Here is a 17,926-nt window from a genome sequence, read left to right as displayed (position 1 = left end):
GTATCGTAAAGTTTCCCTGTTGGCGTCCGATGGGAGCGGGGAGCGTAGCGAAAGACAGGGTCGACTCCAGGGCTTGAAATCCAGGGGTGTGAACCCGTCTGTTGCGCAGGCAATGTCTGTGCCCGCGGGCGGAACCGCGCGCAGGACCCGCCATTCTACTCCATGACGACGCTCATGACACGACCCGTGCGCAAGCTTGCCACGCCTTTCGTGTCGTCGTTATCCCCCGCGCTATCTCCCGCCAGTATTCGATTTTCCCCGACATTCCAGGTGACAACGTGGCTCACCCCAGCAAGAGCAGTGCTGGCTGGATGAAGGAACACTTTGATGACGCCTATGTCCAGCGCAGCTGGGCCGACGGTTATCGTTCCCGTGCCAGCTACAAACTGATTGAAATCGATGACAAGGACCGCCTGCTCAAGCCGGGCGCCACCGTCATCGACCTCGGCGCAGCCCCCGGTGGCTGGAGCCAGATCGCCGCGGATCGCGTCGGCATGGAAGGCGTGGTCATCGCCTCCGACATTCTCGAGATGGACGCCCTGGCCGGTGTCGACTTCATTCAGGGCGACTTCACCGAAGAGGCCGTGCTGAACCAGATTCTGGCTACCCTGGGTGACCGCCCGGTGGACCTCGTGATCTCCGATATGGCGCCCAACATGAGCGGCATGAGCGCGATCGATCAGCCTGCCGGCATGTATCTGGTCGAGCTGGCGCTGGATCTGGCGCGCCAGACCCTCAAGCCTGGCGGCAACTTCCTGGTCAAGGTCTTCCAGGGTGAGGGCTTCGATGCCTATCTGAAGGACATGCGCGGCAGCTTCAAGAAGGTCGTGACCCGCAAGCCGGAAGCATCGCGTGCACGCTCACGCGAAGTCTATCTGCTGGGGCAAGGCTTCAAGGGCTGATGATCAGTGTCCTTGCATGCCGCTGCACGCGGCAGGCATCGGCTCGCGGTGGCGAGTTTTCCACGTTGCTGGTCGCATGCTTCATCGCGGGTTAAGGCGAGCCATGCGATGCTCGTCCAGACTGGCGCCAATGTGTCCGGGCGAGTCGCAGCGCTGGCTGATGCAGGCTGTCTATCGGTGCAATAGTCCATCGTCGGGCTTTAAGCAATGGTTGCCAGCCCCCATCTGGTGTAGTGTCGATATCATTGGGTCTTGAGTACGATGGGCCAGTGACAGTTCGGTGGGTTTCAATACCTTACCGATGCTGGCAGGCAAGTAGCACAATGCACGGCAAGCTTTGAGTGACTCGGTAGGCGAAGTGGCGCGTTGCGCTGACTTGATACCCCGCAGGCACGATCAGATAGCATGGCAGGCCACCACAAGACGGCAGTCGGAGTATTCACGGCATGCCAAGACAGATTCATGCAATGAGGGTGTCCCCTTGAACGACATGGCGAAGAACCTGATTCTCTGGTTGATCATCGCAGCAGTGCTGCTGACGGTGTTCAACAACTTCAGCGTCGATACCTCGCCGCAGGCGATGAACTATTCACAGTTCGTCCAGCAGGTGCAGAACGACCGGATCAAGAGTGTGACCATCGATGGTTACACCATTGAGGGTGAGCGGGCCGATGGCTCCAGCTTCACCACCATCCGGCCGGCGGCGTCCGATCCCAAGCTGATGGATGACCTGCTTGCCAACAAGGTGGAGGTCATCGGCAAGAAGCCTGAGCAGCAGTCGCTGTGGACACGCCTGTTGATTGCCAGCTTCCCGATTCTGATCATTCTGGCCATCTTCATGTTCTTCATGCGCCAGATGCAGGGTGGCGGCGCCGGCAAGGGTGGCCCGATGAGCTTCGGAAAGTCCAAGGCCAAGCTGCTGAGCCAGGACCAGATCAAGACCACCTTCAGCGACGTCGCAGGCTGTGACGAAGCGAAGGAAGAGGTCGAGGAACTGGTCGACTTTCTCAAGGACCCCAGCAAGTTCCAGCGTCTTGGCGGTCAGATTCCGCGTGGCGTCCTGATGGTAGGCCCGCCGGGTACCGGCAAGACCCTGCTCGCCAAGGCGATCGCCGGTGAAGCCAAGGTGCCGTTCTTCAGCATCTCCGGTTCTGACTTCGTCGAGATGTTCGTCGGTGTCGGTGCCTCCCGTGTGCGTGACATGTTCGAGCAGGCCAAGAAGCAGGCGCCGTGCATCATCTTCATCGATGAGATCGACGCCGTCGGCCGTCACCGTGGTTCCGGCATGGGCGGTGGTCACGATGAGCGTGAGCAGACGCTGAACCAGCTGCTGGTCGAGATGGATGGCTTCGAGGCGAATGACGGCATCATCGTCATCGCCGCGACCAACCGTCCTGACGTGCTTGACCCCGCGCTGCTGCGTCCGGGCCGCTTCGACCGTCAGGTGACCGTTGCACTGCCGGACATCCGTGGTCGCGAGCACATCCTTGGCGTTCACCTGCGCAAGGTACCGATGGGCGATGACGTCGTGCCGGTCAACATTGCACGTGGTACGCCGGGCTTCTCCGGTGCGGACCTGGCCAACCTGGTCAATGAAGCCGCCCTGTTCGCCGCGCGTCGCAACAAGCGTCTGGTCGGCATGGAAGAGCTGGAGCTGGCCAAGGACAAGATCATGATGGGCGCCGAGCGCAAATCGATGGTCATGTCCGAGAAGGAGAAGCGCAACACGGCCTATCACGAGTCTGGCCACGCCATCATCGGCCTGGTGATGCCCGAGCATGACCCGGTCTACAAGGTGTCGATCATTCCGCGCGGTCGTGCGCTGGGTGTGACGATGTTCCTGCCGGAAGAGGATCGCTACAGCTACTCGCGTCAGCAGATCATCAGTCAGATCTGCTCGCTGTTCGGTGGTCGTATCGCCGAAGAGATGACGCTGGGCCCGAACGGTGTCACCACCGGCGCGTCCAACGACATCAAGCGTGCTACCGAGCTTGCCCACAACATGGTCGCCAAGTGGGGTCTCTCCAGCGAGATGGGCCCGATCATGTACGACGAGGACGAGTCCCATCAGTTCCTCGGTGGCCCGGGTCAGGGTGGCGGCAAGCTGAAGTCTGGCGACACCACCTCGCGTCTCGACAAGGAAGTGCGTCGTATCATCGACGAGTGCTACGCCAAGGCGCAGCAGATTCTGGAAGAGAATCGCGACAAGCTGGATGCGATGACCGAAGCGCTGATGACCTACGAGACCATCGATGCCGAGCAGCTGGCGGACATCATGGCAGGTCGTGCTCCGCGTCCGCCGAAGGACTGGGGTGGCCCGGCGAGCGGCGGTGACGGTGGCCTGGTGGCCCCGGTTGCCGACACTCCGAAGGCGGAAGCGCCGGAAGCTCCCAAGGCGGATGATGACGCTGATGGCAGTGAAGATGACGACAGCAACCGCCGTCGCCCGTCTGATCCGCTGGGTGGTCCGAGCGGTCATTGATGTACGCCTGATGTAGGCCTGAACTAGGCCTGAGGGGGGCGATATCGCATACGATGTCCGAGCCTCTGAAAGGAAAAACGCCCGACTGGCTTGCCAGTCGGGCGTTTTCTTGTCTGCAGCAATGGTGGCCTGTGCCGCTGCAGCAATGACGCTGGTGAAGTTAAGGTGCTGCTGATGAGTGGCCTACGCCGTGGCGTGACGGCGTCGACTCATGTCTCTGCACGGGCATTGTCAGCGCCATGATGAGCGTGGGGTGAAAGGTCTGAGCCAATGGCGTTGCCATCTGATGACGCCCCGTGTGGCGGCCATTCCACGCCTTGCGCGCCATGGGCTGGCTCTTTAAAGTGGTGCGCAATCATTTCTGACCGGGCTGCGAAGCCACCTTCGTGCCCCTCTCGCCTGCATGGAATGCCATGACGAATTCTGCCTTGAGTACGCCTCTCGAGCCTCGAGTGGGCCATCTGATGTCATTGGAGTGCGCTGGACACCATCTCGATCTCTCGCGTCCGCGGGTGATGGGGATTCTCAACGTGACGCCGGACTCCTTCTCGGATGGCGGCCGCAGTGCGACCCTGGACGCCGCGCTGCGCAATGCCGAGCAGATGTTGGCCGATGGTGCCGCGATGATCGATGTCGGCGGTGAGTCGACACGACCCGGGGCGACGCCGGTCAGCACCGAAGAAGAGCTTGATCGGGTCTGCCCGGTGGTGGAGCGGCTGGTGAGCGAACTGGGCGCCTTGGTGAGCATCGATACCAGCAACCCGCAAGTCATGCGCGAAACCGCACGGCTGGGGGCTGGCATGATCAATGACGTGCGTGCGCTGAATCGAGACGGCGCGCTCGAGGCCGCCGCTGACAGCGGGCTGCCCGTCTGTCTGATGCACATGCGCGGCGAGCCGGACACCATGCAGCAGGATACGCATTATGCTCAGTCCATCGAGCAGGAAGTCCGGACGTTCCTGGCGGAGCGTATCGCGGCCTGTGAGGCGGCGGGCATTGCGCGTGAGCGACTGCTGCTGGACCCCGGCTTCGGCTTCGGCAAGTCACTGCAAGACAATCTGCGCCTGTATCACCGCATGGCGCAGTTGCATGAATTCAACCTCCCGCTGCTGATCGGCACGTCACGCAAGAGCATGATCGGCAATGCCCTCGGGCGCGCGGTAGAGGATCGCTTGGCTGGTAACCTGGCACTGACGGCATTGGCCGTTCGTGACGGGGCCAGACTGTTTCGCGTTCACGACGTGGCCCCGACTGTCGACGCTGTCGACATGGCATGGGCCGTGCTAAAGGAAGGCACGATACGATGAGTCGACGTTATTTTGGTACGGATGGTATTCGCGGCACGGTCGGGGAATTCCCCATCACGCCAGACTTCATGCTCAAGCTGGGCTGGGCGGCAGGACGCGTATTCGCCCGTCACGGCCGCGGCAAGGTATTGATCGGCAAGGACACGCGCATCTCGGGCTACATGTTCGAATCCGCGCTCGAGTCCGGCCTTTCGGCAGCGGGCGTCGATGTGTCCCTGCTCGGCCCGATGCCGACACCGGGGATCGCCTATCTGACGCGCACCTTCCGCGCTGATGCCGGCATCGTCATCTCGGCCTCCCACAACGCCTATCCGGACAACGGCATCAAGTTCTTCTCCGCTGCCGGCACCAAGCTGGATGATGCGCTGGAAGCCGAGATCGAAGCCGAGCTGGACCGCGACATCGTGATCGTCGGCCCGGACAGCCTGGGCAAGGCGTCACGCATCCAGGATGCGGCCGGTCGCTATATCGAATTCTGCAAGTCCACGCTGCCGGGTCGTCTGGGCCTGCACGGCATGAAGGTGGTGCTGGATTGCGCGCATGGCGCGACCTATCACATCGCGCCGAACGTCTTCCGTGAGCTGGGTGCCAAGGTCAGCGTCATCGGCGGTGAGCCGGATGGCCTCAACATCAATCAGGGCGTCGGCTCCACGCACCCGCAGGCGCTGCGCGCGGCCGTCATCGAGCAGGGCGCCGATCTGGGCGTGGCCTTCGATGGGGATGGTGACCGCCTGATCCTGGTCGATGCCGATGGCCGTGTCATCGATGGCGACGACATCCTCTACATGATCGCGCGTGATCGTCACGAGCGCGGCGTGCTGGGCGGCGGTGTCGTCGGCACCCTGATGTCCAATTTCGGCCTGGCGGCTGCGCTAGAAGGCCTGGGAATTCCCTTCGAGCGTGCCAAGGTCGGTGACCGCTACGTCATCGAGCGTCTGGAAGCCAACGGCTGGCAGCTGGGTGGCGAATCCTCCGGCCACATCGTCTGCAGCCATATCCAGAGCACCGGGGATGGCATCGTCTCGGCGCTGCAGGTGCTGGCGATCATGGCGCGTGAAGAGTGCTCGCTCAGTGAATTGCTGGTCGGCTTCGAAAAGGCCCCGCAGGCGCTGATCAATGTGCGTCTGGCGCCGGGTTGTGACAACAAGGCACTGATGGCGGCGGATGCCGTGCAGGCCGCGGTGGTCGAAGTGGAACAGACGCTGGGCAATGAAGGGCGCGTGCTGCTGCGCCCCAGCGGTACGGAACCGCTGATTCGCGTCATGGTCGAAGGGCGTCCGCACTTCGATGTCGATGCGCTGGCGGGTCAGATCGCCGCGACGGTCGAATCCAGCATGTCGGCGTGATGCGCTGACATGGCAGCTCGCCGGGGCGACGGTGCACGTCGCTGAGTGGTCGGGTTGCACAGGACGACAACAGGCGCCGAGTGCGCCTGTTGTCGTTTCTGGCAGTTGCCCCGAGCCTGATCGTGCCGGATCACGGGGCTTGACAGGGGTCGCGAAGGTTGTCAGTCAAGGGCGGCTCCATTACCATCCTCGCACTGCTCACAAGGGAGAAGCACATGCGTACACCGCTGATTGCCGGAAACTGGAAGATGAATGGTGATCTAGCCCTGGTCGATGAGTTTGCCCGGGGTCTGCAGGCGGCTGAGCTGCCGCAGGGCATTCAGGTGGCGCTGGCAGTGCCTTTCCCTTATCTGAGCGCCGCTCGCGCGAGCATGCCTGTGAGCGTGGCACTGGCGGGGCAGACGCTGAACCCGGCGAGCGAGGGTGCCTTTACCGGCGAAGTGGCGGGTCAGATGCTCAAGGATGTCGGTGCCGCGATGGTGCTGGTCGGCCACTCGGAGCGTCGAAGCCTGTATGCTGAAGACGATGCGGCGGTACTGGCGCGTGTCGAGGCGGCGCTTGCCGCTGGCCTCACGCCGGTGCTGTGCGTCGGTGAGACGCTCGAGGAGCGTGAAGCCGGTGACACGGAGCGTGTCGTGCTGGGACAGTTGGAGGCGGTGTTCTCCGCGCTCTCCGCCGATGCGCGCACGCGTCTGGTCGTCGCCTATGAGCCCGTCTGGGCCATCGGTACCGGGCGCACCGCCTCGCCCCAGCAGGCGCAGGAGGTCCATGCGGCCATTCGCGCGCGCCTGGCCGAGTGGTCTGCCTCGCTCGCCGAGGCAATGCAATTGTTGTACGGCGGCAGCATGAAAGCTGCCAATGCCGCCGAGCTGCTTGCGCAGCCGGATATCGACGGCGGTCTCGTGGGCGGTGCCTCGCTCCAGATCGACGAATTCCTAGCCATTTGCCAGTCTGCAGGTTGAATCTCATGCAAGTAGCCGTTCTGATGGTCCATGTGGTACTCGCGGTCGCGCTGATCGTGCTCGTCCTTCTCCAGCAGGGCAAGGGTGCCGAAGCTGGCGCTGCCTTTGGTGGCGGTGGTGCTTCCCAGACCGTTTTCGGGTCCAGCGGTAGCGGCAACTTCCTCGCGCGCTTCACGGGTGTTCTGGCCGCGGGCTTCTTCGCGACCTCTCTGACACTGGCCTGGTTCGCGTCCAACGCCAACCAGCCGTCAGTCGAAGCGGGCATTCCGAATGCCAGTGTGATCGAGCAGCAGAAAAATTCACTGCCATCACTTGACGACTCCGAGGAAAGTGTGGAGAATACGTCGCCAGTGCTTGAGGAAAGCGGCAACGCAGACCAACCAGCACTCTAAGGAATTCAAGGCGTTAACTTTGAATTCTTCCGGGTAACGTCTCAGGCGATACCCGCCCCCGTGCCGAAGTGGTGGAATTGGTAGACACGCTATCTTGAGGGGGTAGTGACCTTATGGTCGTGGGGGTTCAAGTCCCCCCTTCGGCACCATCTTGTTAGATCGATTGGCAGTCTGGACGCAACTCTGCCACCTTGGAAAGACGTCATTCCTTGACCTCCTTTTTCGGTGACATTACCATCGTCCGACTATTGTTGCGGGGTGGAGCAGTCTGGTAGCTCGTCGGGCTCATAACCCGAAGGTCATCGGTTCAAATCCGGTCCCCGCTACCAAGTTTCTTGAAAGGCCCCTTCCTATGAAGGGGCTTTTTGTTAGCACCAGTGCCAATCAGCCACCTAGCTCTCTTCTCTACTCCCGGTCAGGTGCCTGATGCAACTGCTGTAGGAGCCTCGTCTGTGTCAACCAAGGACGCTGCGCTTAACGCGCTTATCGATCCAGTCGTCTCTGCTCTGGGCTTCGAGCTCTGGGGTATCGACTATCTCTCCCAAGGCAAGCAGTCCCGTCTGGTGATCTATATCGACCATCCCGATGGCATTACCGTGGACAACTGCGCAAACGTCAGTCGTCAGGTGGGTGCCGTACTGGATGTCGAAGACCCCATTACCGGTCAGTTCCAGCTTGAAGTCTCGTCTCCAGGCATGGATCGTCCGTTGTTCACGCTTGACCAGTACGAGCGCTACATCGGTCACGTGGTGGCACTGCGACTTCGCCAGGCCTTCGATGGCCAGCGCAAGTTCCAGGGGCTGGTGACTGGCACCGAAGACGGTGATGTCGTGATCCGGGTCGATGAAGAAGAATACTGCTTTCCCATTGAAAGCATCGACCAGGCACGCATTGTGCCGCAGTTCAAATAACTGACGTTGTCGGCACACCGCTCGCGTTGCGAGCCCGGGTCGATGCGCAAGGACAGGTTTCTGGCGAGGCAAAGTCATGAGCAAAGAGATTCTGCTGGTCGTTGACGCCATCTCCAACGAGAAAGGCGTGCCGCGGGATGTGATTTTCGAAGCCGTCGAAGCGGCATTGGCTTCGGCGTCACGCAAGCGTTTCGATCAGGAAGAGGCGGATATCCGCGTCAAGATCGATCGTGTCACCGGTGATTACGCAACCTACCGTCGCTGGACCGTCGTCGAAGACGACGAGTTCGAGACGCCGGACTACGAGATCAAGGCCAGCATCGCCGAACAGCGCGAAGAGCCGCTGGCGCTGGGTGCCGTGGTCGAGAAGCAGATCGAATCCGAAGCGTTCGGTCGCATCGCTGCACAGACCGCCAAGCAGGTCATCGTGCAGAAGGTGCGCGAGGCCGAGCGTGCGGAAGTGGTGCGCCTTTATGCCGAGCGTGAAGGTGAGCTGGTCGCGGGTATCGTCAAGAAGACGACACGTGATGGCCTCATCATCGATCTGGGCGACAACGCCGAAGGCTTCCTGCCGCGCGGTGAGATGATTCACGGCGAGCGCTACCGCTTGAACGAGCGGGTTCGTGCCCTGCTGTGGAAAGTCGACGCGGATGCTCGTGGTTCTCAGCTGATCCTGTCGCGTACGCGTCCTGAGCTGATCATCGAGCTGTTCAAGATCGAAGTCCCGGAAATCGCCGAGCAGCTGATCGAGATCAAGGGTGCTGCCCGTGATCCGGGCTCGCGCGCCAAGATCGCGGTCAAGAGCAACGACAAGCGCATCGATCCGATCGGTGCCTGTGTCGGCATGCGTGGTTCACGCGTGCAGGCCGTGTCCAATGAACTGCGTAACGAACGCGTGGATATCATCCTGTGGGATGACAATCCTGCCCAGCTCGTCATCAACGCCATGGCGCCGGCAGATGTCGGTTCCATTCTGGTCGACGAAGACACCCATTCCATGGATGTCGCTGTCGCTGCGGACAACCTGGCTCAGGCCATCGGTCGCAGCGGTCAGAACGTTCGTCTGGCCAGTGAGCTGACCGGTTGGCAGCTCAACGTCATGACCGAGGCGGAAGCCGAGGGCAAGCGCGAGCAGGAAATCGACAGTTTCGTCGAATATTTCATCACTCATCTCGAGATTGAAGAGGATCTAGCCCGTGTCCTGGTGGACGAGGGCTTCACCTCACTCGAGGAAATCGCCTATGTCCCGCTCGAGGAAATGCTCGAGGTCGAGGGCTTTGACCAGGATCTGGTCGAGGAGCTGCGCGCTCGGGCCAAGGATGAACTGCTGAATCTCGCCATCGCCACTGAAGAGCAACTGGACGGCGCACAGCCGGCCGAAGACCTGCTCAACATGGAAGGCATGGAGAGTCATCTGGCATACATCCTGGCCAGCAAGGGTATCGTCACCATGGAAGACCTTGCTGAGCAGGCCATCGATGATCTGAAAGACATCGAAGGTGTCGACGAAGAGCGAGCAGCGGCGTTGATCATGACCGCCCGCGCGCCCTGGTTCGCAAGCGAACAGTAACTAGGTCACGGGCTCAGGAGGGTCGTACATGTCAGAAATGACAGTCAAAGAATTCGCCAAGAAGGTGGGCCGCGAGTCAGCCCGCCTACTGGAACAGATGCATGAAGCGGGTCTGAAGCACAAGTCAGAGAACGACGCCGTCTCTGAGGTCGACAAGCAGAAGCTGCTTGATCACCTCACCAAGAGCCACGGTGGTGGCGCCGCTCCGGCAGCGCCCAAGAACCGCATTACCCTGACCCGCAAGACCAAGTCTCGCATCAACACGGGTAGCGGTCGCGGCAAGTCCATCGAGGTGCAGGTGCGCAAGAAGCGTACCTACGTCAAAGAGGGCGAAGAGCAGGCTGCAGAAGCGCCGGCTGCTGCTGCACCGGCAGCTGCCGTTGCGGACAAGCCGGCTGCGGCACCGCAGCGCGAAGAGCGTCGTGGCAATGACAACCGTCGCGAAGAGCGTCCGCGTCAGAGTGCACCGGCTGCTGCCGCTGCACCGGCCGCCGACGCTGCGCCGGAAGTCAATGCGCCGCCGAAGGAGCCGCGTGGTGATGCACCGCGTCGCGCCAAGGCTGCGCCGCGTGATGAATCACGTGATCGTCGCGAAGCCCGTGAAGACCGTAGCGAACGCAAGCGTGGCGGGGCCAAGAAGGTCAAGCGCGCCGAGCGTCGCGGTGGTCGTCGTGGTGGCCGTGATGCCAACCGTCAGCCGCCGAAGCCGGTCCAGACCTTCGTCCGTGAAGTCTCCATCCCTGAGTCCATCTCAGTGGCAGACCTCGCCGACAAGATGGCCGTCAAGGCGTCTGAAGTGATCAAGACCATGTTCAACATGGGCGCTGCGGTCACCATCAACCAGACGATCGATCAGGAAACCGCGACCATCGTGGTCGAGGAAATGGGCCACACGCCCAAGCTGATCAAGGATGACGCACTCGAGACAGCCGTTCTCGAAGGCATCTCCTATGAAGGTGAGCAGATCACCCGCGCGCCGGTCGTTACCGTCATGGGTCACGTCGACCACGGCAAGACCTCGCTGCTGGATTACATCCGCCGCACCAAGGTGGCTACAGGTGAAGCGGGTGGTATCACCCAGCACATCGGTGCCTACCACGTCGAACACGACAACGGTGACATCACCTTCCTGGATACCCCGGGCCACGCGGCGTTCACCGCCATGCGTGCTCGTGGTGCCAAGGCGACCGACGTCGTCATCCTGGTGGTGGCTGCCGATGATGGCGTGATGCCGCAGACCATCGAGGCTGTCGAGCACTCCAAGGCCGCGGGTGTCCCGATGGTCGTGGCGGTGAACAAGATCGACAAGCCGGGGGCTGATCCGGACCGCGTCAAGAATGAGCTGTCCCAGCACGGTGTCATCTCCGAGGAATGGGGTGGTGATACCCAGTTCGTCCACGTTTCCGCCAAGACTGGCGAAAACATCGACGCGCTGCTCGAAGGTGTCCTGCTGGTCTCCGAAGTTCTCGAACTTCAGGCCGTGCCGTCCGCGCCGGGTAAAGGCGTCGTGGTCGAGTCCCGTCTCGACAAGGGCCGTGGTCCGGTCGCGACCGTGCTGGTCCAGAACGGTACGCTGAAGAAGGGCGATATCGTCCTCGCCGGCCTGCATTACGGCCGTGTGCGTGCGCTGATCAACGAACTCGGCAAGCAGGTCGATTCCGTAGGTCCGGCCATGCCGGTCGAGATCCAGGGCCTGGGTGGCACGCCGGACGCCGGTGAAGAGTTCACCGTGGTCCCGGACGAGAAGAAGGCACGTGAAGTCGCCAACTTCCGTCAGGGCAAGTACCGCGAAGTGCGCCTGGCACGTCAGCAGAAGGCCAAGCTGGAGAACATGTTCTCCCAGATGGGCCAGGACGAAGTCGCCAAGGTCAACGTCGTCCTCAAGGCCGACGTGCAGGGTTCTCTGGAAGCCATCCGTGGCGCGCTGGAAGAACTCTCCACCGAAGAAGTCAAGGTGGCTGTGGTCTCTTCCGGTGTCGGTGGTATCACCGGTACCGATGCCAACCTGGCGCTCGCTTCCGAAGCGATCCTGGTCGGCTTCAACGTCCGTGCTGACGCCTCCGCGCGTGAGATCGTCGAACGTGAAGGTCTGGATCTGCGCTACTACAGCGTCATCTACCAGCTGATCGACGAGGTCAAGCTGGCCATGACTGGCATGCTGGCACCGGAATTCCGCGAGCAGATCGTCGGTGTTGCCGAAGTGCGCGATGTCTTCAAGGCACCGAAGATCGGCGCGATCGCCGGTTGTATGGTCGTCGAAGGCAACATGTACCGCTCCAAGCGCATCCGCGTGCTGCGTGACAACGTGGTCATCTATGAAGGCGAGCTGGAATCCCTGCGTCGCTTCAAGGATGACGTCAACGAAGTCCGCAACGGCATGGAATGTGGTATCGGCGTCAAGAACTACAACGACGTGCAGGTTGGCGACAAGATCGAGGTGTTCGACCAGATCCAGGTCGAGCGCACGCTCTGATAGCGCCCCTGCAAGGAGAGATCACGGATGCGTGAATACAGCCGTACTGACCGCGTGGCGGACCAGATCCAGCAAGAGCTCGCGCTGTTGATTCAGCGCGAGGTCAAGGACCCGCGCCTTGGCATGCTGACGGTCAGCGCCGCCAAGGTCAGCCGCGACCTGTCCTACTCCGATGTCTACGTGACCCTGCTGGGTGACGACAGCCCGGAACGCATCAAGGAAAACCTCGCCGTGCTCAAGCGCGCGGCAGGTTTCCTGCGCTCCCAGCTGGCGCGCACCATTCAGCTGCGCCACGTGCCGGAACTGCGTTTTCATTACGATGAAAGCGTCGTTCGTGGCCATCACCTGTCCTCACTGATCAACGATGCGGTCGCTGACGATCGCAAGCGCAGTGCTGAACGCGGTGATGACGACAGCGAAGATGGTGCCCCGGGCACCACGCCGGACGCCTGATGGCGCGTCGTCGTCGCGGCTTGCCGATCGATGGCGTTCTGTTGCTGGACAAGCCCAAGGGCATGTCCAGCAACTATGCGCTTCAGAAGGCTCGTCGCCTCTACCAGGCGCAGAAGGCCGGTCATACCGGCACGCTCGATCCGATGGCGACCGGCTTGTTGCCGGTCTGCTTCGGGGAAGCGACCAAGTTCTCCTCGCATCTTCTCGAGGCAGACAAGGTCTATCGGGCACGGATCAAGTTTGGCCAGGTCACCGATACCGGTGATGCGGAAGGCACGGTGATTCGCGAGCGGGAGATTCCCGAGATTGCGCAGGCCGAGCTGGACGCGGTGCTGGACAGGTTCCGGGGCGAGATAGATCAGGTACCGCCGATGTACTCCGCGCTCAAGCACCAGGGACGTCCGCTCTACGAGCTGGCGCGCCAGGGGATTGAAATCGAGCGTGCAGTCCGTCGCGTTACCATCTACAATATGGCGCTTCTTGCGCGGCACTCCGATGGCATCGAGATCGAAGTGGCGGTCAGCAAGGGTACCTACATACGCAGTCTGGCCGAGGATATCGGCGAGGCGCTGGGCTGTGGAGCCCACCTCACGGCACTGCGTCGTCTCAAGACGGGCCCGTTCACGGGTGATGCCATGCTGGATTTCGAGCGCCTCGAGGCGCTGGCTGACCAGCAGGCACGTGAAGGCGTTCTGTTACCTGTCGACATCCTGCTCGATCATCTCCCGCGTCTCGACATCACTGCCGAGATGGCGCGGATGATATTGCGTGGTCAACAGGCCGAAACGACGACAGGGTCGCTGGAAGTGGACTCCCTGGCTCGTGTGTATCAGGACCAGCAGTTGCTCGGGCTGGTCCGGATTGCGGCGGAGGGCGTCATCGCTCCTCGCCGACTGCTCAGTTCTGCCGTCGAGGCGGCGGCTGGGTGAGCTGATTGCGGCCTCGCCGCAAGCCGCATGAAGACTGCAAATATGCGTGGTCTTCGACATTTCTAATCTATCAAGCATATTGCTTACTGGAGAGACAGATGGCACTTACCGCTGAGAAGAAGGCTGAGATCGTTACCGAATTCGGCCGTGGCGAGAACGACACCGGTTCCCCGGAAGTTCAGGTTGCTCTGCTGAGCGCCAACATTGATGGCCTGCAGGGTCACTTCAAGGCCAACAAGCAGGATCACCACTCCCGTCGTGGTCTGATCCGCATGGTCAACCAGCGCCGCAAGCTGCTTGACTACCTCAAGCGCAAGGACTTCGAGCGTTACACCGCTCTGATCCAGCGTCTGGGTCTGCGTCGCTAATCAGCGATGTTGCCGCCATGCACTTCGGTGCATGGCGGGCCCCCGGTGGGCACAGGAAAACCGACACTGCCTGCGGGCGGTGTCGGTTTTTTTGTGCCTGATACCGAGGTGATCCGGGCTTCAGATCAGAGGCTCGACCCGCGCTGCAGCCCGCTTGTCGCGTGGGATCAACCCGCTTTTCATTGCCTGTGGCGCGCTTTACCATGAGCGCCTGGCATCGATGACTATCAGATTAAAGGACATGCGCCGTGAACCCGGTAACGCACAGCTTCCAGTACGGTAATGACACCATCACCCTCGAGACCGGCCGCATCGCGCGTCAGGCGACCGGTAGCGTGATGGTGACCATGGGCAATACCTCGGTGTTGTGCACCGTGGTGGCGAAGGCGTCGCCGAAACCCGGCCAGTCCTTCTTCCCGTTGTCGGTCCACTATCAGGAGAAGGCCTACGCGGCGGGGCGTATCCCCGGCGGCTTCCTCAAGCGCGAAGGGCGTCCCACCGAGAAGGAAACCCTGACCTCGCGCTTGATCGACCGCCCGATGCGCCCGCTGTTTCCCGAAGGCTTCATGAATGAGGTGCAGGTGGCCTGCACGGTGATGTCGGCGGAGCGCAATGTCGATCCGGACATCGCGGCACTGCTCGGCACCTCTGCAGCGCTTTGCATCTCCGGGGTGCCCTTCGCGGGCCCCGTGGGCGCGGCGCGCGTCGGCTTCAGCGAGCAGCGCGGCTACTTCCTGAATCCCGGCTACAGCGAACTGGCGCATTCCGAGCTGGACATGGTGGTGGCGGGCACCGAGAAGGCCGTATTGATGGTCGAGTCCGAAGCCCAGGAGCTGCTGGAAGACGAGATGCTCGGCGCCGTGCTCTATGGCCATCACGAGATGCAGAAGGCCATCACGGGGATCGAGACGTTCGCCGCCAAGGTCAATCGTCCCAAGTGGGCGTGGGTGCCGCAGAAGCTCGACCGTGTGCTGGTCGAGGCGCTGGAGCAGAGCTTCGCCACCCGGATCGGTGATGCCTATCGCCTGAGTGACAAGATGGCGCGTCAGGACAGTCTGTCGGCGCTCAAGGCGCAGGCCATCGACCTGCTGGGCGCCGAGGATGATGCGCGCTTCAGTGTCGAGGCCGTCGCCACGGCTTTCGCGGCGCTCGAGAAGCGTATCGTGCGTCAGCGCGTGATCGCCGGCGAGCCGCGTATCGATGGTCGTGATACGCGCACCGTGCGACCGCTGGACATGGCGGTGGGCGTGTTGCCCAAGGCGCATGGCTCGGCGCTGTTCACCCGCGGTGAGACCCAGGCGATCGCCACTGCCACCCTGGGGACCACGCGCGATTCACAGCTGATCGAAGGGCTGTCCGGCGAGAAGCAGGACCGCTTCATGCTGCACTACAACTTCCCGCCCTACTGCGTCGGCGAGACGGGCTTCATCGGCGCGCCCAAGCGGCGTGAGATCGGCCATGGGCGTCTGGCGCGTCGGGGCATCGAATCCATGCTGCCGTCGCTGCAGGCCTTCCCCTACGCGATCCGTGTCGTCTCCGAGATCACCGAATCCAATGGTTCGAGCTCGATGGCGTCCGTGTGTGGCGCCTCGCTTGCGCTGATGGACGCCGGTGTGCCGCTCAAGGCGCCGGTCGCGGGTATCGCCATGGGGCTGGTCAAGGACGCCAATGGCGTCGCGATACTGACCGATATCCTCGGCGATGAGGATCACCTCGGCGACATGGACTTCAAGGTCGCGGGGACCGCCGAAGGTGTTACCGCGCTGCAGATGGACATCAAGATCGAGGGGATCGACGAGGAGATTCTTGAGCAGGCGCTGGAACAGGCCCTCGAGGCACGCCTGACCATCCTCGCGCAGATGAATGAGGTGCTGGCCGCCAGCCGCCAGGAAGTCTCTGACAATGCCCCGGCGATGCTGTCCCTCAAGATCGCCCCCAACAAGGTGCGTGACGTGATCGGCAAGGGCGGCTCCACCATCCGCAAGATCTGTGAAGAGACCGGCGCCAATGTCGATCTCGACGATGATGGCAGCGTGCGCATCTATGCCGAGCACAAGGCGCAGGCGCAGGCGGCTGCCAAGTACGTCGAGGGCATCATTGCCGAGGCCGAGATCGGCAAGCTCTATGCCGGCAAGGTGGCGCGCATCGCCGACTTCGGTGCCTTCATCACCTTCATGCCGGGCACTGATGGTCTGCTGCACATCTCGCAGATCGTCGAGGAGCGGGTCAATGACGTACGCGACTACCTCAACGAAGGCGATGAGGTGGTGGTCAAGGTGCTCGACATCGACAACCGCAATCGCGTCAAGCTGTCGCTGAAAGAGATCAGCGAAGAAGAGAAGGCGGCCTTTGCCGCTGCTCAGGCTGAAGAGGCCGCCGCCCAGGACTGACCGATCGTCGCGGATCGCCCCCGCCTCGGTCTTGCCTGCTCTGCATGAGAGGTGAGCCCTCCGGGCAAGAAAAAGCCCCCGCCAGTAACCTGGCGGGGGCTTTTGCGTGTCTCCCTGCTCGAGATTGCGCGAGCGGCGGGAGCTCATGCGGTCGGCAGGTGTGGGTGATCAGCTGCGCTCGATGGCCAGCGCGACACCCTGACCGCCACCGATGCACAGGGTCGCCAGACCCTTCTTGGCATCACGCTCGATCATCTCGTGCACCAGCGAGACCAGCACACGGCAGCCGGAGGCACCGATCGGGTGGCCGAGGGCAATGGCGCCGCCATTGACGTTGACCTTGTCGACATCCCAGCCCAGCTCCTTGTTGACCGACAGGGCCTGGGCGGCGAAGGCTTCGTTGGCTTCGATCAGGTCGAGGTCTTCCAGGCTCCAGCCGGCCTTCTTGAGGCATAGGCGAGTCGCCGGCGCCGGGCCGATGCCCATGATCTTCGGATCAACACCCGCGTTGGAGTAGGCCTTGATGGTCGCCAGCGGCGTCAGGCCCAGCTCGCGGGCCTTGTCTGCGGAACACAGCATGACCACGGCAGCGCCGTCGTTGAGCGCCGAGGCATTGCCGGCGGTGACGGTGCCGTCCTTCTTGAAGGCCGGGCGCATGCCGCCGAGCTTCTCGGCCGTGGTACCGGCGCGCGGGTTCTCGTCGGTATCGAAGACGATCGGGTCGCCCTTGCGCTGCGGGATCTCGACCGGGACGATCTGGCCCTTGAAGCGGCCAGCTTCGATGGCTGCGCAGGCCTTCTGTTGAGAGGCGGCCGCGAAGGCGTCCTGGGCTTCACGGGTGATCTCGTATTTCTCGGCCAGATTCTCGGCGGTGATGCCCATGTGGATGTCATTGAAGGCATCCCACAGACCGTCGTGGACCATGGAGTCGATCGCCTTCCAGTCGCCCATGCGCTTGCCGTCACGCGAGTTGGGCAGCACGTGCGGAGACAGAGACATGTTTTCCTGACCGCCGGCCAGAATCAGCTCGGCATCGCCGCAACGGATGGCCTGGGTGGCCAGGTGCAGCGCCTTGAGGCCAGACCCGCAGACCTTGTTGATGGTCATGGCGGGCACGCCTTCCGGCAAGCCTGCCTTGATGACCGCCTGACGTGCCGGGTTCTGACCGCATCCTGCTGTCAGTACCTGGCCCAGAAGCACTTCATCGACCTGATCGCCACTGACACCCGTGCTGGCGAGGATATCCTTGATGACATGTGCGCCGAGATCCGCGGCGGAAATGCCAGCCAGGCTGCCACCGAAGGCGCCTACGGCGGTACGACGGGCTGCTACGATCACCACATCCTGCATCTGAACGCTCCTGTTCTCTTGCGAGACTGTCTGAGTCAATTGGCTGCGACTATGGCCATGCCATCAAGCGGGCGAGGCGCAGTCCTGCTGA

14 protein-coding genes and 2 tRNA genes are annotated in these 17,926 nt (G+C 62.2%); 15 read left to right on the top strand and 1 reads right to left on the bottom strand.

Annotated features, from left to right (window positions below; all coding sequences use genetic code 11):
- The first annotated feature begins 278 nt into the window (after positions 1–278).
- The 15 genes from rlmE to pnp all read left to right on the top strand — a co-directional run bounded on the left by rlmE (position 279) and on the right by pnp (position 16,485).
- A complete protein-coding gene (gene rlmE / locus ACJJV2_RS16360) occupies positions 279–902 on the top strand; it encodes a 23S rRNA (uridine(2552)-2'-O)-methyltransferase RlmE (protein WP_225347478.1) in 624 nt (207 codons plus the stop codon).
- A 481-nt stretch (positions 903–1,383) separates the two neighbouring features.
- Complete coding sequence (gene ftsH, locus ACJJV2_RS16355) at positions 1,384–3,384, top strand: ATP-dependent zinc metalloprotease FtsH (protein ID WP_054556443.1); 2,001 nt, start codon at positions 1,384–1,386, stop codon at positions 3,382–3,384.
- Between the two features lie 515 nt (positions 3,385–3,899).
- Complete coding sequence (gene folP / locus ACJJV2_RS16350; RefSeq protein WP_405282446.1) at positions 3,900–4,691, top strand: dihydropteroate synthase; 792 nt, start codon at positions 3,900–3,902, stop codon at positions 4,689–4,691.
- Positions 4,688–6,037, top strand: a complete 1,350-nt coding sequence (gene glmM, locus ACJJV2_RS16345; RefSeq protein ID WP_043333386.1) for a phosphoglucosamine mutase — start codon at positions 4,688–4,690, stop codon at positions 6,035–6,037. The genes folP and glmM overlap by 4 nt, the downstream gene beginning before the upstream one ends.
- 215 nt (positions 6,038–6,252) lie before the next feature.
- Complete coding sequence (gene tpiA, locus ACJJV2_RS16340; protein WP_043333389.1) at positions 6,253–6,999, top strand: triose-phosphate isomerase; 747 nt, start codon at positions 6,253–6,255, stop codon at positions 6,997–6,999.
- 5 nt (positions 7,000–7,004) lie between these two features.
- Positions 7,005–7,391 carry a preprotein translocase subunit SecG gene (secG, locus tag ACJJV2_RS16335; protein WP_043333391.1) on the top strand — a complete coding sequence of 129 codons (387 nt, stop codon included), beginning with the start codon at positions 7,005–7,007 and terminating at the stop codon, positions 7,389–7,391.
- Between the two features lie 62 nt (positions 7,392–7,453).
- Positions 7,454–7,540: transfer RNA gene (locus ACJJV2_RS16330), tRNA-Leu, on the top strand.
- A gap of 103 nt (positions 7,541–7,643) precedes the next feature.
- Positions 7,644–7,720, top strand: a tRNA-Met gene (locus ACJJV2_RS16325).
- A 123-nt stretch (positions 7,721–7,843) separates the two neighbouring features.
- Positions 7,844–8,302, top strand: coding sequence for a ribosome maturation factor RimP (gene rimP / locus ACJJV2_RS16320; protein ID WP_043333393.1), 459 nt, complete (start codon positions 7,844–7,846; stop codon positions 8,300–8,302).
- 76 nt (positions 8,303–8,378) lie between these two features.
- Positions 8,379–9,872 (top strand): transcription termination factor NusA, encoded by a 1,494-nt coding sequence (gene nusA / locus ACJJV2_RS16315; RefSeq protein WP_054556444.1) that lies wholly within the window; start codon positions 8,379–8,381, stop codon positions 9,870–9,872.
- Between the two features lie 28 nt (positions 9,873–9,900).
- Positions 9,901–12,345: a translation initiation factor IF-2 gene (gene infB / locus ACJJV2_RS16310; protein ID WP_043333398.1), complete on the top strand. Its 2,445-nt coding sequence runs from the start codon at positions 9,901–9,903 to the stop codon at positions 12,343–12,345.
- A 27-nt stretch (positions 12,346–12,372) separates the two neighbouring features.
- Positions 12,373–12,798 (top strand): 30S ribosome-binding factor RbfA, encoded by a 426-nt coding sequence (gene rbfA / locus ACJJV2_RS16305; protein ID WP_043333400.1) that lies wholly within the window; start codon positions 12,373–12,375, stop codon positions 12,796–12,798.
- The gene (gene truB / locus ACJJV2_RS16300) at positions 12,798–13,727 is read left to right on the top strand and encodes a tRNA pseudouridine(55) synthase TruB (protein ID WP_054556446.1); all 930 of its coding nucleotides are present in this window, start codon (positions 12,798–12,800) and stop codon (positions 13,725–13,727) included. Before rbfA ends, truB begins: the two co-directional genes overlap by 1 nt.
- Before the next feature lie 98 nt (positions 13,728–13,825).
- Positions 13,826–14,095 carry a 30S ribosomal protein S15 gene (rpsO, locus tag ACJJV2_RS16295; RefSeq protein WP_024952154.1) on the top strand — a complete coding sequence of 90 codons (270 nt, stop codon included), beginning with the start codon at positions 13,826–13,828 and terminating at the stop codon, positions 14,093–14,095.
- A gap of 248 nt (positions 14,096–14,343) precedes the next feature.
- Positions 14,344–16,485, top strand: a complete 2,142-nt coding sequence (gene pnp, locus ACJJV2_RS16290) for a polyribonucleotide nucleotidyltransferase (protein ID WP_405282285.1) — start codon at positions 14,344–14,346, stop codon at positions 16,483–16,485.
- Positions 16,486–16,653: 168 nt separating this feature from the next.
- Here the strand turns inward: pnp and ACJJV2_RS16285 are convergent, their stop codons facing one another.
- Entirely contained in the window at positions 16,654–17,835 is a 1,182-nt protein-coding gene (locus tag ACJJV2_RS16285; RefSeq protein ID WP_043333407.1) for an acetyl-CoA C-acetyltransferase, read from the bottom strand.
- Between the last annotated feature and the right edge of the window lie 91 nt (positions 17,836–17,926).

This window comes from Cobetia sp. Ld8, assembly GCF_045066615.1.
In the GTDB taxonomy this organism is placed as follows: domain Bacteria; phylum Pseudomonadota; class Gammaproteobacteria; order Pseudomonadales; family Halomonadaceae; genus Cobetia; species Cobetia amphilecti.
Note: the sequence above shows the minus strand (reverse complement) of the source record. Positions and strands in the feature narration are given on the sequence as shown.